Here is a 16,685-nt window from a genome sequence, read left to right as displayed (position 1 = left end):
ATGAAACACAGCTTCCGGGCATGGTATCTTGGGGTTACAACCGTTTTTGCGTTACTGGCTTTTTCGGCAGCAACTTATGCCTGGTTCACTTCTAACCGGGAAGTTTCAACCAGCACCGCGACCGCGCGGACAGGAGACGAAACTCTGGAACTGCAGATCAGCAGCAGCGGAGGCGGCAGCTTCCAGAGCGAAGAGACCGCATCCATTACCCAGGTCAATCAGACGGACGCTTCCTATCTGATGCCGGTTTCCACCGCAGATCTTGTGAATTTTGTGTATTCGCCGTCCACCGAAAATGGAATGGCAGCGGCATTCAAAAGAGTAGACAACGAAGCGTATTATTATCACGGCCGCATTTATCTCCGCGCCGTGGGCGAGGGATGGTCCGATGGAAGCCGCATGGCGCTCTATCTGGATCAGACTGATGGAGTTTTAGGAGAAACAGTTTCCGGTCAGCTGCTGCATGCGGCGCGGCTCGGAATGGTCTTTGATGACGACGCATCAAGCCGTGTGATTTTAAGACTCAGCGAAGAAGAAAATGCGCAGAGTCAGCAGACTTATAATACGGTAGTAAATGGAAGAACCCTTGGAAACAACGAGGTTCTCACCTGGCAGAACGGAACGGCGGCAGCGGCACAGGATCCGTCCGCTTCGATGGAATCCTACATGATTCAGTTTGGAGAGAGCGATATCACCCTCCCCGAACAGCCTTTAGTGACGATGGACTTAAACCGGATTTATCCGGTGGACATATATTTTTATCTGGAGGGCTGTGATCCGGACTGCTCAGACGATCTGAGCTTTGACATCGCGGATCTGCATCTTGCCTTTTATGGAGTATTACAGCAGGAGGAGGCAGGATGAAAAATAACAAAACCCTGATTTCGGCAAGAAGCCGCCTGTATACATCCGTATTACTCGTCCTTCTTGCACTCGTCGCCGTCACGGCGGCAACCGTTGCCTGGTTTTCCATTGCAGACAACACCAAAGTAAAGTCCATGAGCCTCGATATCGTCTCCGGTACCGATCTTCGCATGGATCTCGACCCGCATGAAACGCTGGAAGAGTATGTAAAAACACTGTCCTTTGACCAGATTGCCGAACGAATCCGGCAGGAAAAAGGTTTCTCCATGCAGGAAACCCCACTGGAACCGGTGACAACGCAGGATGAAGAAACGTTCACCTTCGAAAATGGAACAGCAGCAGACAGCGCCAGCGGCGTCTATCTGGAATTCACCCTGCATTTTATGGCAGCAGCGGACATGGTAGTGCACCTGACGAGCGCAGACAGCAGCAGCGGAGCGGGAGACGGAACCGAAGTTACGTCTGAAAACGCAGCGCTTCCATCATCCATGCGAATCTCGTTTGCGACGGATGGAAAAACCTGGATTTACGATCCGGGGATGGGAAACATCAGTGTAACAGAAGGAAATGCCACAACGTTTGGACTTCCCGCAAAAGATGCCATGGATCTCAACGATGACAACGCCATGTTTTCCATGAAAGAGGGCGTCAACAAAGAAGTAAAAGTACATATCTGGATGGAAGGAACCGATCCGGCCTGTACGGACGGGTTAAAAGGAGCCGATTATGCAATTCGTCTCCGATTCACAGGAACAGACGAAAACGGGCAGCCGTTTTCTGAGTAAATAGATTAAAATAACAAAACCAGGAGAAGAAGAGATGAAAGCAGTAAAAAAAGCAGGAACTATTGTAATCAGTGTTTTGTTGTGGATTGTAATTCTGATCGCAGCACTGTATGCCTTTACCACGATGGCAACGAGAGATAACCAGAACGTGTCCAGCCTGCTGGGCTATACCCCGCTGGTCGTAAAGACAAATTCCATGTCACCGACCTTCGATGCAGGCGATCTGATCTTTATCAAGAAGTGCGATCCGGATACATTAAAAGAGGGAGATATCATCTGCTTCCACACCATCATTGATAATGAATATGCACTGAATACCCACCGTATTGAAAAAATTGATGAAAGCAACGGTGTCCGCAGCTACACCACCATGGGTGATAACAACAACGGCATCGCGGACCGCCATATTATTTCCAATGGCGACATCGTCGGAAAATATACAGGTCACCTGAAAAAAGCCGGACATGTCATGGACTTCCTTTCCAGCAGCACCGGATTTCTGATTGTCATTGTGATCCCGATGCTTCTGTTCTTTATTTATCAGGTTTACAATTTAATCATGATTTCCATCCGTCTGAAAAAAGCAGTTGCTGTTGAAGCAGCAAAAGAAGCCGCGGCAGCAGCAGAAGAAAGCAAAGAGAAAAACAGCGATGCAGAGGCTGCAAAAGCAGCGCTGGAAGAGGCAAAGAGAATGCGGGAAGAAGCGGAATCCATTCGTGCGAAGGCACAGCAGGAGCTGGAAGAAGCAAGAAAAGGACAGAAAAGCCAGCAGGCAGATACACCGGATGAAAAAGAAAAGCAGGATGCTGAGTAAAGAAAGCGTGGAGGGAGCAGAGCTTTGAGTGAATTTCTGAAATTTGCATTTGAAATATTATCCAAAATAGTTTACAATCTGGCAGCCTGCGCAGCAGCATTTATAAGACTGTTCATTACCGGCTGGGTGGAGTATTTCCTGATTTTCAGAACATATTTTCCGACCCTTGACCTGGTGGGAAAAGTACTCTCTGTTTTGCTGGTACTTCTCCTGCTCGCAATTCCTGTTGTTATCATTCTGATTCTGGTGCGCCGTGCGGTTCTGCATCACCAGTTAAAAACAGACAAGTCCGATAATGCGGCGTTATACCGGGAAATCGGACGATTGAACAAACAGGTTCTGCAGCTGATGGATGAGAAAAACAGCATTCTCGCCCTGAAAGTAAACGCCATGGGCGGAACAGAGCGTATCCCGTATGTGGGAGCCTCTGCCCTGACGGATGATCAGATTCCGACGGTAGAAAATGTAACAAGCCCGGAGGCAGCAGCGGCCGGTATGGCAGCGGCAGCAGCGGCAAGAGTTGCGACGGCAGCTGTAGCGGCAGGCGCATTGGGAGAAGAGGCAGCGACACGTGCTGCGGAAGGACCAAGTGCAGAAGGAGCGGCAGTACCGGGAGCAGCAGCCCTTGCAGGTGCTCCGGTCATCAATGCCGTTCTCTCCGAAAACAAGAAAGGTGTCGAACACCGTTTCCCGAAGCTTACGCTTGTGGATGAAAAATACGCGAATTATCAGGTGCCGGCATACGATAACGAAATCACACTCGAAGATTTTGTCGAAGGCTATCGCCTGTTTGCAGCAAGCCAGATGCATCTGTACTACACACCGGAAATTATACGCCGGTTCGTTGCCGGTATGGCGGCCAGCAAGCTGCTGATTCTGGAAGGTATTTCCGGTACCGGTAAAACGAGTCTTCCGTATTCCTTCAGCCGGTATATGGAAAACCCGGCGACCATCGTCTCCGTACAGCCGTCTTACCGTGACCGTACCGAGATCCTTGGTTACTTTAACGAGTTCTCCAAACGATTCAACGAGACCGAGTTTCTCCGTGCCCTGTATGAGGCAAATTACCGCGAGGATCCGACGCTTATTGTTCTCGACGAGATGAACCTTGCCCGTATCGAGTATTATTTCGCAGAGATGCTTTCCGTCCTCGAAATGCCGAGCAAGGATGAATGGGTGCTTGATCTGGTTCCGACCGAATGGCCGGGCGACCCGAAGAAACTGGAAGGCGGAAAAATCCACGTATCCGACGCGACCTGGTTCGTCGGAACCGCAAACAACGACGACTCGACCTTTACCATCACCGATAAGGTATACGACCGTGCGATGCCGATCGAGCTGAACGAGCGTGCCGATGCCTTCGAATGCGAGCCGCATCCGCACTGCGATATCACGGCGGCGCATCTGCAGTACCTCTTCGCAAAAGCAAAAGTCGATTATCCGATCAGCGAGGAGCTGCTGGAAAATATGCAGAAGCTGGACAACTATCTGATCACCCGATTCAAGCTTTCCTTTGGTAACCGTATTATGAAGCAGATGTACGACTTTATTCCGGTCTATGTTGCCTGCGGCGGTACCGAGGTGGGCGGTATGGATTACATTGTAGCGCGTAAGGTGCTCAAGAAATTTGAGAGTATGAACGTCACCTTCGTGCGGGATGAAATCACGGGTCTGATCAACTACATTGATAAAACATTTGGAAAAGCGGAGATGCAGGACAGCAAGAATTATCTGAGAAGAATCCAGAACCTGTACTAATCAGAGAGGGAAAACGAAAGTATGGCAGAAGATATCACAATCAGCGATTTATATTCTCAATATACGAGTCTGGCAGAGTCCCTGGAGGACGACCGGTATTTCCAGTATCTCTTTGAGATGATACAGGCGGGCGACAATACGCTGGAGCAGAAAAACCGCATTCTCCACAAGGTCATTGATGAGCGGTGGCTGACTGTTGTGGAAGAGGGTATCGAAGCCATTTTCAACATTGTCGATAAGCCGCGGCGTTTTATTGCGACGACCGAGGAGGTTGTGCCTGTTGCACTTGCCAAAAAGATCACGGCGGACAGCGTACGGCATTTAAGCCAGAATACACAGTTTATCGCCTCGAATGAAAATGGAGAGATCCAGCCGACCAGAATTTTGAATGTCACCAGCGAGGAAAGCTTCGATCTGTACGAGAACCGGTTCGTCTACCACCTGATTCAGCGGCTGTTCGCATTCGTAGATAAGAGAACGGATGTCATCTTCTGGTCGACCGGAGATGAGACATGCAACGTTATGAGCATGGAGAGTAAGATCGACGACGCGTATGAAGAGATTTCCTACAAAGTCGAGATGACGATCAAAAACCGGCAGAGCTACGTGGAAAATGATACCGACCATATGGAACTCTTTAAAAGAATCGACCGTGTGCGCCGTCTGTCGCGGACGCTGCGCACCAGTTCCTTCTGTGACCTGATGAACGGCTGCGCCAAAGTGCGGAGCCCGATTCAGAGAACGAACCTGATGATGAAGGATCCGAACTATCGAAAATGCTACCAGCTGTGGCAGTTTATCGAGAGTTACGATGAGGTGGGCTATTCCATCGAGGAACAGGATTCCGCGCTGCAGTTCGACGAAGAGTACCTGCTGCAGATGTACATCAACTTCATTACGAATTATACGGTGTTTAAGAGTATTCTGGAGTCGGATCAGCGGAATGTGACCGAGCTTGCGAAAGAAGTCCGGGAGCCGGTCAAACCGAAGTTTGTCAAAGAAATCAAAGAAGAAATCGTAGAAGACCGGGATATTCCGGAGGTCGAAATCCGCAAAGTGTTTGTGGAGAAAGTGACTGAGGCACAGCTGAAAGCGGAAGCCGATCTCGCAGAAGAGAAACAGCGGAGCCAGGATCTGGAAAACCAGCTGTCCGAGACGGAATTCCAGCTGGATTCCGCAACACAGCAGATGGATTTTCTGGAGCAGATGAGAATGCAGCTGGAGCAGGAAAAAGAAGAACTCCAGACGGCGGTGAACCAGGAAACAGAGACAAGAAAAGCGGCAGAAGAAAATGCAAAAGCGCAGATTGCCGCTCTTGAAAAAGAAAAAGAAGAAGCGCTTGCAGCGGCCGAGGTGAAAGCAAATGAGGAGCTGGAAGCACTGAGAGAAAAAGCAAGAGAAGCCATTGAAAATGCACAGCGCGAGCTGGCGGAGGCAGTGGCACAGGCAGAGAAAGAAAAAGCGAAAGCACTCGAAGAGATCCGGAAAGCAGCACAGGCCGAGATTGCGGCAGAGCAGGAAAAAGCCGCACAGCAGGTGCAGGAAGCCCGCGAGAAGGCACAGAAGCAGGTTGCAGAGGCGGAAGCGAAAGCAGCCGAAGAGACTGCAGTGGCGCAGAAAGATGCGAAAGAGCAGATTGCGGCAGCCGAAGCAAAAGCGGCGGAAGAAGTCACAGTGACGCAGAAAAACGCCGGAGAGCAGATTGCAGAGGCCGAGGCGAAAGCAGCCGAGCAGACAACAGCCGCACAGGAAGAGGCGGCAGCGCGGATCGCGGAGGCAGAAGAAAAACGCCGGATGGCGGAGAATGCCGAGCAGGCGGCAAAGCGCGAATGCGAAGAGTGGAAAGCAAGATCCGAGAAAGCGCATCAGGAAGCAAAAAAAGCAAAAGAAGAAAAAGAGAAGAAACAGAAAGCGGCGAGCGAGGCCATCGAGAAAGCTGAGGCGGAAGTAAAGCAGATTCAGAAAGAAGCACAGGAAGCCGCCGAGAATGCGAAAAAGCAGCTTGAGGCTGTTCAGAAAGAAAAGGACAAAGCACTGGCAAAAGCCGAGGCAAACAGCCTTTCCCATTACCTGGTCAATGCACTGAAAGAGCGCAGAAAAGACCGCAAAAAAGAGGATGGAGACGGCGAATGATTCAGAAAATAATTCTTCATCTGATTAACTTCATTTCCGTTGTAACCATTGCGGGAGCCGTCGTAGTGCTGTGCATCGTACTGTTCACCAAACCGGGCGAAGCGCCGAGCATCGCTGGCTATACCGTATTCCGCATCACGACAGGCAGTATGGAGCCGACGTACCCCGTTGATACGCTGATCCTCGTAAAGAAAACCGATCCGTCAGAAATCAAAGTGGGAGACGTCATATCATTCTATTCGTCCGATCCCGCACTGGACGGTGCCGTCAACACACACCGCGTCACAGAAGTGCAGGTCGATGGGACACAGCGAACATTCAAAACAAAAGGAGACGCCAATAACATCGTAGACACTTACGATACCGATGCAAATGCCGTACTTGGAAAAGTAGTTGGTTCATCCATAATTCTCGGAAAGCTCGCAAGACTGATGGCAAATCCACTCCTTTTCATTCCGGTTATCCTGGTTCCGCTGGCCGTGATGCTGGTCGGAAATACCATAAAAACCGTCAAGCTGGCAAAGCAGATTGCAGAAGATGAAGAAAAAGCGGCAATCGAGGAGGCTTTGCGTGAAATAAGAGAACATAAAAATTCTGGAGGTCAAGAATAATGGCAGGAAGTTTACAGGCAAAACACGGGGCAAAAATGCAGCTGGCCTATGATGTGCCGCCAGGACAGGAACCACAGTTCAATATGATCTGTACTTTTAATAAAGCACTGGATGAATCCGCATTTCTGGTTTCCATCCCCATGGTGGACGGCAAACTGCTGATCCCGGAGGAGACACAGAAGTTGCTGTTCCGGTACGGAGAGGGCGATGCACAGAGCCTTGTCGCCGGTTATGTAGACGATGTAGTAAAAGAAGGAATCCGCCGCTACTGGAAAGTACGCCGTGTCACGGAGCAGAGACAGTTCGTCCAGCGCCGCGATATCCGACTGAAAATCCAGCTTCCGGTAACTTACATGCAGGACACCTGGGAATTGAATTCCGATGGCCAGATTGAAAAAGAAACCGGAGAAACGATGGATATTTCCAATAACGGTATGGCGGTATGCATGAACCGCTGGTTTCAGGTCGGAGAGAGTTGTATCTTCACACTTCCCCGCCTTGGAAATGCAGGAGAAGGACAGGAATCGCGTGATGCGGTCGGTGTCATCTGCTGGATGCGGGAACTGCCGAAAGGCGGCTCATTCCGCTTCGCAGCCGGTATTCAGCTCCGCTTCTCCACCGTCGAAGAAGGACGGGAAATGCAGGATTACGTAGCTTATGTGAAACAGAGATACAAACTGTAAAAACGGCTTATGAAGAAAAAAGATACTAAAAAACAGGAAGAGAAAATTGAAAAGCTGAAACAGAAGAAAAAACGTTCCAGATTTCAAAAACGAAAAGAAAAAACGGATCAGGTCATCCGAATTGAAGAGCTGGAAAACCTGATGGCAAAATACGGGGACGATATTGACCCGGAAAAGGTTGTCAGCATGTACCGGCCGCACCGCCGCCGCCGTCAGATCGGTGCCGCACTGCTCCGGCTGGATCGCCTGCAGTTAGCACTGCTCGGCATGCTGCTGCTGGTGTGCATCCTCTTTATCACCGCATTTATGCAGGAGAAGATGGGTAACTTCACCATCAACCTGGACCGACTGGAGCTGTACCGGAAGGGAATCAGCATCGCTGACAATGGAAACTTTGACGGAGCAACCGCCCGCCTGATGGCAGCCAATGTAGAAGATGCCACCAACATTTCCATCGACGATCTGCCGGACGATCTGGATGAGCAGGAAGGCACGCACAACGGAAAGAACTATATGGCCTACACCTATTACGTGCGGAATGCGGGAAAAGAGGATTTAGGCTACGTCGCCAGCATCACACTGGATTCCTGTGCCAAAGGAGCCGAAGACGCTGTCCGCGTCGCCATATGGCGGAACGGAGAACGCGTCGTCTATGCCGAGCCGTCCAAAACCGGCGAACCGGAGAGCGGATGTACCAATTTCGTGGACAACGACATCGTCTGCCAGTATGAAGAAAAAGATTTCCTCGTAGGAAACGTCGACCGCTACACCATCGTCATCTGGATGGAGGGCGACGACCCGGAGTGCGTCGATAAAATTATCGGCGGAAGCGTGGAATTCAGCATGCACATCGACGCCGACTACGACGACGATACCAGCCTGCTGTGGAAATTCATCACCGACATCAAAGATACCCTGACAGGAAATAAACCAATCAGCGCCGCCGGAAACGACGTTCCGAATGACGCTTACTATACAGACCAGGAGATTACCTGGGAAAACAGACGAAATAAATAATTTACTTATGTTATAAACTGTGCCACAACCGCCGTTTATATAGATACCAATTAACCAAAACAGAAGCCGGCTTTTTCAAAAAAGAGGGCATGAAAATGACAGCACATACTGTGCAGTTAGATGAGATCCTCACCGGAAACGGTGAAGAAGAAAAACTCTTTCAACCGGGCCCGGTGAGAGTTTGATCTAATTATTGAAAATGCATAGCGATTTACAACAAAACCTCCAAAAGAAAGAGCCGAACTGTACAAAGGAGAGAAAGAATATGAAAGATAACAAAAGCATCAAAGCGCTGAAAAAGCAGATGGCAGCAGCAGTTGCCATGGTATGCGTTGCCGCTGTAGCGCTGGGATCAAGTACGTATGCTTGGTTTGTAAGTAATAATACGGTAAAAGCAACAACAAGTAAAATTAGTGCACAGAGTAATGCACCGTTCCTGAAAATTGATAAGACTGCGATTACAGCGGGATCTACAACATCTATTTCTTATGCAGATGAAGCAGATGTAAAGCTGTATCCTGCACAGGTTGTAAAGAATACAGATAATAAACCATTATTCAAATCTGCATACGCAAGTGCATCTACTGCGACAACAGAATTAACAAACTCTCGTTATGATGTTGGAGATGCAGCAACAGCAGTAACAGGCGAGTTCGCAATTAAGAAGAGTTTCAAAATTGGTACTGCAGATGCAAAAGCAGGATCCTTTAAAAACTTAAAAGTAGCTGGTGTTGAACTTACTTCAAAAGGTACTGATGGACTTGAAGATGCTCTTTCTGTATTAGTAGTATGTGGTGATAATTGGGCAGTTTACAAAAAAAGTGCAGATGGCACTGTATTAACAGAATACAAGGACAAAGTTTCAGCGGCAGGTAACAATACAGATGGAGTTCTTGCTGATACAATTGCAGCTAACAGTTCTGTAGATGTAGATGTTTACGTATTCTATGATGGCTCAGAGACAAATGTCTATACAGACAACTTGAATAAACTGACTGCAATCGGAGCAACCGTTACATTTACAGCAACACCTGTTAATACACAGAATCAGGAAGTAAATGCACCTAATGAAAGCAAATAATACATAAAGCAATATGTGGTTTGTTCCCCACGGTTGTGGCGTGGGGGATATTCCGAAAAGCAGGAACATAATCCTGCTTTTCGGAATATCAGCAATTTTGAGAAAAGGAGATTATGAATGAATACTAATAACACCATTTCAATGCTGAAAAAACAATTAATCGGCGCGGCAGCAGGTGCATTAACTGCTTTGGTTGCACTTTCTTCTGCTACTTATGCCTGGTATGTTGCAAATAACACAGTAAAAGCAACTACAAATACAGTAAGTGCCAAAACAAATGGATTTGTTCTGCAGATTAATGATGCTGCTTCTGGAGCTGATCATGGTAGCGGCACGAAATCATTGGAGGCATTTTCAAATGGAGGTATTCTAAGTCCGGCTTCTTCCGACGATATAACAAATTGGTATATTTGCCAAGGTATGAATGATGCAGGAAAAGTAGTTAATTATAAATCTCCTGACTTTGATACAGGGGTGGATGCAAAACCGGGACAATATACGTTAGATAAAAAATATTTTGCCTTTATCAAGAGTGACTATATCGTTTACACGATTTCGCAAACAGGTTTAGCAGACGTATATCTGGAAGATGATGGCAATGAGCCACCAATTGTGATTACTGCAAAAAATGGTAACGGAGTTTCTACATTTACAGATTCGCTTCGTGTTGCAATTACTACTGAGCCAGTAGGTACAGATGGAAAGGGAACAGGAACAGAAACGTTAAAGGTTGTTTATGCTGTAAAAGACGAAACAGGTAAAGGTAATGATTTTGCTGCAATTAATGGCTGGACGAGTATAAAGAATGATAATGGAAATCCTGTATTAGTTGCATCTTCTTACAATCATATATTTGGAACAGGTGATGGGAAATTTATAGATCAAAGTGGAAAAAACTGGGTTGCCAGCAAAAATGGCGATAATTATACAGTGCCAGATGGTTCTATGCCAATCGCCGAAAAAGTAGACTACAATGGAACAATTATTCATGTATATATTTGGATGGAAGGTACCGATGCTGATTGCATCAATGGTAAAGCAATTGAAAATGATACAACGACATATGATGTTACCGTCAAACTTGCAGGTGTAGCGACAAGCGGACAATAAAGAAAGGTCATGGCACAAGCCATGGCTTTTCTTTTATCCCAATATTTCCCCTATTGTCTACTATTTCCAATCTCATCCACACATTTTCGGTACATCTGATGAATTGCTATTTCCCCGACTTCTGGTATAGTCATGTAACTGAAAAGAGAACTTCAGAAGGGAGAAATGCAATATGCGAAAAAAGCAGGATATTATATGGGGACAAAGCACACTAATAACAAAGCATATACAAGCAAAAAAGGAATTCCTTGAACCAGAATTCCAAGTTATATTATTTCTTCAATTGTGTTGTCCAGTCTCTTGGAAAAGCTAAATGATATAGATCAATATCTTCTTTGTATTCTTCAAAAAGAGCGTCTATTCTTGGCATAAATTCAGAATTCCATTTTTCGGCAGATGGGTATAATGCTCTTACAGAAAGTATTGCACACCAGAGTCTTCGTTTTGCAGCTTCGGAGATTTGAAATCCGGAAGGCATTGCAGAGAAAATTCTAAAATAAAGTCTGCCATAATGTGCACATATATTCCGTAGATCGGTGCAACAGCGCATCCAACTGATCATATTTTTATAATCGGCACCTGCAAATGCTTTCTTATCTGCGGTTGTCAGGTCATTATAAAAATACGAAAGCATACAAATGTAAATAATTCAGATATTACCCATAACGGAAACTGACCATCGTAATTATCTATATGGTGCTTTACAAACAGAACTTTCTTGTTGTTTTCAATTTCACGGTCAATGTTCTGTTTAAATTTATCAGTATTATGTTTTGAATTGAATGAAGAGGCATCCAAATATCCAAGAGAACCATATTTTTCTGAGTGAAAATGTGCAAGTCTCGTGCGAAAGCGTACTTCAATAACTTCAATGGCAGAGAATAATAAATTGCGGAGCTTTCGGTCAAATTCATAAATTCGATATACTCTTTCAAATGAAAGATTGTCCATATAGGTTCCATCAAAATTTTTAAATGGTAAAAAATAGGCAGACAATCTGTAATAACCGATGTTGACTAAAACATCTCTGCAAAAGGAACATCGTCTATAATACATCCCTTTTCACGCAACTTATTTATTTGTTTCTCGTAGGACAGGTGTGGTTTTACTTCATTCATAAAATATCTCCGTATAAAAAAATGTCTCCCCTGGGGCACATCGTTGAGAGGTGCGGGGAGTCCTGTTAGAACTATTATATGTATAACAGATAAAAAAATCAATGTGCAAAATAGCCAAAATTTATCCTAATCCCTCCGTAAGGGGTCAGTCTCCCCTCACGGAACGTAGCTGGAAAAACTGCATAAAACAAATTAGATTTATGTTGTAAAAAGAATCTCCCCAGGCGGTTGTGGCGTCTGTGGTTTCCTTTTTCCTAGATTGTTATTGCCAGATACCATTAAATTTTTTTACTCTGATTTCCCACCTATTGTCTACTATCCCCAATCTCCTCTACGCATTTTCGATACATCTGATGAATTGCTATTCACCGACTTCTGGTATAGTCATGTAACTGAAAAGAGAATTTCAGAAGGGAGAAAGCAATATGCGAAAAAACAGGATATTATATGGGAGCAAAGTACACTTTGGGAGTCGGTAGAGAAATGGGTGACAAAGTATTTGAATAGGTACCACACACTTTTTTATTGACGGATACAAAAAAATAAAGATATAATTCTTGCTATAGAAGATTAACGAGGAGAAGTTGTATGAGTCAGGACATTATTAATAATCGTTTTTTGGAAGAGTCGGTATTTGCTATTGCCGATGGATACTGCGTGATCAATCTCACAAAGAATATCGTACGTGGTTCCATGTATCAGGTAGTTAATGGAAAAAAATATAATCTGAATGAACAATTAGGTTTACCGGAAAATTCAAGCTTACAGAGTCTGGTGGATGCATGGGCATTGACCATACCTGAAGAAGGTCTTCAAGATTTTCTGCACGAGTTTGACAGAGAACGACTTTTAAAGCATTTTGCAAATGGCGAACGTCATATATCGTTCCGATACTGGACCAGGACTGCTACTTTTGAGCCTATGCTTGCAGAAGATCACATGGCTCTGTATCGGGAAGAGGAAACTGGAGATGTCATTGCAGTTAATTATGTTCTTGACCGTACAGAACATTACCGCTTAGAGGAAAAAGAGCGGGCACTGGAAAAATCAAACAGAGAGTATGCGAAGCTTTTGGCAGAAGAGAAAAAGCATACGGCTATGATCGAGGAATTGACAAAGAAACTGCAAAGTCAGCTGGAGTTATTTACTGTATCCATCCCTGGCGGCGTCAAAATCAGTAATGATGACCCGGAATATTCCTTTAAATATGTTTCAGAACAATTTGCAAATATGCTCGGTTACGCAACACCAAAGGAACTGTTGGACGCTTCTGGCGGTAATATTATCGGTCTTGCTCATCCGGATGACGTGAAGGTCGGACTTGCAGATGCATTAAATCAATATACGCATTCTGATCATTATGCTACTATTTACCGGATACGCTGTAAGGACGGCACATACAAATACATCGAGGATCGTGGACAGAAAGTAATAAAGGAAGACGGAACCATTGAACATTGGAATCTCATGTTGGATAAAAATGACTTCATGCACAAATCAATTGCATTGGAAAGTGAAAAGAAAGCAAATAAAAGCAAGTCTGATTTTCTCTCCAGGATGTCTCATGATATGAGAACCCCGCTGAATGGTATTATCGGATTGCTGAAGATTGCTGAGAAGCATTTTGATGACAAGAAATTGGTTCTGGAAAATTTCAGAAAAATGCAGGTAGCTGCAGACTACCTATTGTCTCTGATTAACGATATCCTTCAGATGAGCAAAATTGAAGATGGAAATGTACCTCTGACGCAGGAGATTATCAACTTTGACGATTTAAGTCAGGATGTTCTGACTATCATAGAACAGCGGGCAAAAGACAGAGGTATTCAAATGCAGTTCCGTTCAAAAAAAGAAGGGATTCGATATCCTTTTATTTATGGAAGTCCGGTGCATTTGAGACAAATTTTTCTTAATATTTATGGAAATTGCATTAAGTATAACCGAATTGGCGGAAAGATAACAACTGTGTTAGATTATGCAGAAGCTGTTGACGGAATTACGACATATGAGTGGACAATTACTGATACTGGCATTGGTATGAGCAGGGAATACCAGGAGCATATATTTGATCCGTTTTCGCAGGAAAGAGAGGATGCAAGAAGTACACAGCAGGGAATTGGACTGGGAATGGCGATTGTAAAAGGTCTGATTGAAAAGATGGGTGGAACTATTGAAGTTAAAAGCGAAGAAGGCGTTGGCTCAACCTTTATCATCAGGATTCCGTTTAAGCTTGCTCCTGTACCAGATACAGTAAAGAAAACAGAGGCACAGATGGATATCAGCGGATTAAACTTATTGCTGGTGGAGGACAATGAACTGAATGCAGAAATTGCGGAAACGCTGTTGTCTGATGAAGGTGCAAATATGACAGTTGCAAATGATGGCTTGCAGGCGGTCAGAATATTTCAGGAGAAACCGGAAGGTTATTTTGACGCAATTCTGATGGATATCATGATGCCTGTAATGGATGGGCTTACTGCGACAAAAACAATCCGGTCACTGAAACATCAAGATGCTGATACAATCCCGATTATTGCCATGACAGCAAATGCATTCAGAGAAGATAAAGAAAAGTGTCTGGCAGCAGGAATGAATGCTCACTTGGCAAAGCCTGTAAAAATTGAAAACGTAAAGAGAATTTTGTGTGAATATTGTGTGTAGTGGTTGCAACTTCTCAAATCCGTACGCCCATTTTTCACGTTCTGTAGGATATTATAACGTAAATGTAAAACTGGCAGGTATTTCTGCTGAATAAGACTGCAAATGCGAATTGAAAGGTCATGGTTTCCAAGCCATGGCTTTTCTTTTATCCTAATTTTTCCTATTGTCTACTATCCCCAATCTCCTTCACGTATTTTCGGTACATCTGATGAATTGCTATTTCCCCGACTTCTGGTATAGTCATGTAACTGAAAAGAATACAACATTTCCGGCGTTTTGCATATCCTCTACATTTTTCAGCTGGTACTCAACTTATATTTTTTTGCAGCACCTCTTCCGATAATATCAATCAATCCATTTTCATTCATCTGACGGGCAAGCAGATAGGCTCTTGTCTTTTTAATATTCAAGAGCTCCTGTAGATCTTCTTCTGTCATTTCGCCATACTCATTCAAATAATCTATTACCATTTTCATTTGAGGAGTGATCGTCACGGGTGTTTTTTCAGATGTTTCTGGTACATGTTCTGTAATGGCACTGTGGGCATTCATGTTAGGCAATATCAGTTTGAAGGTATTTGCTGTAACCTCAATGCGTGGTTGCACAGCACAGTTTTTGTAAAGCGCATAGATTTTGCGGATACCAGTACCGTATGACTCGATCAGCCTTAAACGATGGAAGATTTCAGCCAACTTGCGATTGCGTGGCTGTGAAATGCCATTACGGATATCATCCGCAGAAAGTCCCGGAAGTAAACCGCCAATTGAAATAAATTCTATGCAAAAATCATTGACGTTGATGATGATGCTTCCGCTGTAGCTATAATCACGATGTACAATTGCATTGAGCAATGCTTCACGCAAAGCGGCTTCCGGGTAATCAGAAGTCTCAACTCTTTCCAGCCCCTTGAATGTGGCGGCAGTGCGATTGCATAGCGTCAGATATGCATAGCTGTCATCCAGCTGTTTGAAAATAGAACCGCAAAACTCCTTTGCATCTTTAAAAGTAATATTCGCTTCATCACCAAACACGGCAATTTTTATAGTATGTTGGCACTGATCTGACAGGAGCATGGCTAAGTTAGTATACTGATCGTCGTCGATATTACGCAATCCGAGTGCAATATATTTTTCTTCGGAGAAATCCACTTTATATCGCGCGAAGGTACGTTCTGCTTCCTCAAAGGACAGCTCCTGTACAACGGTACGCATTTCCTCAAAAACATCACCATCTGAATCTTTGATCATTCTGCGAATCTGTTCTGGAGATGCCTGCACACTAGATGCACCCTGGCGAACATAAACACCGTTCGACTTCATCCCCTTGGACTTCAAATAATAAGGCTTGTAACTTCCTTCTCCAACTTCAATTCGGATAACTTTATTATTTTCCAGAACATACCGCACAAACATGGTTACATCCGGTGCAATAGCATCACGAATGCCATTGGTCAGGCGAGTGTAAGTATCATCTACATTATGAATGCCGGTCACATTACCGTTATCATCAATGCCAATGTAGATAACACCACCGTTCGTATTCGCAAATGCTATAACTTCCTTATAGATGTCATCGACCATTTGCGATTTATATTCAATACGTTCGCTTTCATATTGCATACATCATCCCTCCTCGTAACAGTTTATCTAATGACATCTTATATTATACTTTCTTTTTTCACTTTTTTCAATACAGAATAGTGAAAGTTCACTTTGTTCACTGACTAAATGTGAAAATTCATAACTTTTAAAACAGGAACGCGGACTCTTCTATTGAAACTCCATGACAATGCAGGCTGGCATACGTAAACGACACTGTTTAAAAGATATAAAAACCTTCTACACCAGCCTCATCGGCAAATAAATCGTCTTCGTTTAAGAAATAATCCATGTCCAGAAGTTCATCGTCGTTCATGTTGCGAATGTCCTTATAGCAATCCCCGAAAATAATGCAAAAAATTCAGCACCGCAGAGCGTGAATTACTGCGTCACAGATTTTCGTCGTACCCCGGTACGCCTTCAAATCTGTTCCTTGCAATTCGCGCTCTGCA

14 protein-coding genes are annotated in these 16,685 nt (G+C 44.8%); 11 read left to right on the top strand and 3 right to left on the bottom strand.

Going from position 1 to position 16,685, the window contains the following annotated elements:
• From ACY2VW_RS05290 to ACY2VW_RS05245, 10 genes are all read left to right on the top strand, one after another.
• Positions 1 to 864, top strand: coding sequence for a hypothetical protein (locus tag ACY2VW_RS05290; protein WP_461877323.1), 864 nt, complete (start codon positions 1 to 3; stop codon positions 862 to 864).
• On the top strand, positions 861 to 1,649 hold the full coding sequence (locus ACY2VW_RS05285; protein ID WP_461877322.1) for a hypothetical protein: 789 nt from the start codon (positions 861 to 863) through the stop codon (positions 1,647 to 1,649). The genes ACY2VW_RS05290 and ACY2VW_RS05285 overlap by 4 nt, the downstream gene beginning before the upstream one ends.
• A 34-nt stretch (positions 1,650 to 1,683) precedes the next feature.
• The gene (locus ACY2VW_RS05280) at positions 1,684 to 2,463 is read left to right on the top strand and encodes a signal peptidase I (protein WP_461877321.1); all 780 of its coding nucleotides are present in this window, start codon (positions 1,684 to 1,686) and stop codon (positions 2,461 to 2,463) included.
• Positions 2,464 to 2,487: 24 nt separating this feature from the next.
• Positions 2,488 to 4,221, top strand: a complete 1,734-nt coding sequence (locus tag ACY2VW_RS05275) for a hypothetical protein (protein WP_461877320.1) — start codon at positions 2,488 to 2,490, stop codon at positions 4,219 to 4,221.
• A gap of 21 nt (positions 4,222 to 4,242) precedes the next feature.
• Complete coding sequence (locus ACY2VW_RS05270; protein WP_461877319.1) at positions 4,243 to 6,354, top strand: hypothetical protein; 2,112 nt, start codon at positions 4,243 to 4,245, stop codon at positions 6,352 to 6,354.
• Positions 6,351 to 6,965 carry a signal peptidase I gene (locus tag ACY2VW_RS05265; RefSeq protein ID WP_461877318.1) on the top strand — a complete coding sequence of 205 codons (615 nt, stop codon included), beginning with the start codon at positions 6,351 to 6,353 and terminating at the stop codon, positions 6,963 to 6,965. Before ACY2VW_RS05270 ends, ACY2VW_RS05265 begins: the two co-directional genes overlap by 4 nt.
• Entirely contained in the window at positions 6,965 to 7,648 is a 684-nt protein-coding gene (locus ACY2VW_RS05260; protein ID WP_461877317.1) for a PilZ domain-containing protein, read from the top strand. The genes ACY2VW_RS05265 and ACY2VW_RS05260 overlap by 1 nt, the downstream gene beginning before the upstream one ends.
• 9 nt (positions 7,649 to 7,657) lie before the next feature.
• Positions 7,658 to 8,665 carry a hypothetical protein gene (locus ACY2VW_RS05255; RefSeq protein ID WP_461877315.1) on the top strand — a complete coding sequence of 336 codons (1,008 nt, stop codon included), beginning with the start codon at positions 7,658 to 7,660 and terminating at the stop codon, positions 8,663 to 8,665.
• Positions 8,666 to 8,930: 265 nt separating this feature from the next.
• Positions 8,931 to 9,746 carry a hypothetical protein gene (locus ACY2VW_RS05250; RefSeq protein WP_461877314.1) on the top strand — a complete coding sequence of 272 codons (816 nt, stop codon included), beginning with the start codon at positions 8,931 to 8,933 and terminating at the stop codon, positions 9,744 to 9,746.
• A gap of 117 nt (positions 9,747 to 9,863) precedes the next feature.
• On the top strand, positions 9,864 to 10,856 hold the full coding sequence (locus ACY2VW_RS05245; protein WP_461877313.1) for a hypothetical protein: 993 nt from the start codon (positions 9,864 to 9,866) through the stop codon (positions 10,854 to 10,856).
• Between the two features lie 271 nt (positions 10,857 to 11,127).
• On the opposite strand, the gene ACY2VW_RS05240 is transcribed toward ACY2VW_RS05245, so the two are convergent.
• Positions 11,128 to 11,490: an Abi family protein gene (locus ACY2VW_RS05240; protein ID WP_461877311.1), complete on the bottom strand. Its 363-nt coding sequence runs from the start codon at positions 11,488 to 11,490 to the stop codon at positions 11,128 to 11,130.
• On the bottom strand, positions 11,463 to 11,912 hold the full coding sequence (locus ACY2VW_RS05235) for an Abi family protein (RefSeq protein ID WP_461877310.1): 450 nt from the start codon (positions 11,910 to 11,912) through the stop codon (positions 11,463 to 11,465). Before ACY2VW_RS05235 ends, ACY2VW_RS05240 begins: the two co-directional genes overlap by 28 nt.
• Positions 11,913 to 12,562: 650 nt before the next feature.
• Here ACY2VW_RS05235 and ACY2VW_RS05230 point away from each other — a divergent pair.
• On the top strand, positions 12,563 to 14,635 hold the full coding sequence (locus ACY2VW_RS05230) for an ATP-binding protein (protein ID WP_461877309.1): 2,073 nt from the start codon (positions 12,563 to 12,565) through the stop codon (positions 14,633 to 14,635).
• Between the two features lie 296 nt (positions 14,636 to 14,931).
• On the opposite strand, the gene ACY2VW_RS05225 is transcribed toward ACY2VW_RS05230, so the two are convergent.
• Complete coding sequence (locus ACY2VW_RS05225) at positions 14,932 to 16,254, bottom strand: RNA-binding domain-containing protein (RefSeq protein ID WP_461877307.1); 1,323 nt, start codon at positions 16,252 to 16,254, stop codon at positions 14,932 to 14,934.
• Between the last annotated feature and the right edge of the window lie 431 nt (positions 16,255 to 16,685).

It is taken from the genome of Fusicatenibacter sp. (assembly GCF_977045365.1).
The sequence above is the reverse complement of the archived record's forward strand: the minus strand, read 5'-3'. Positions and strand labels throughout refer to the sequence as shown.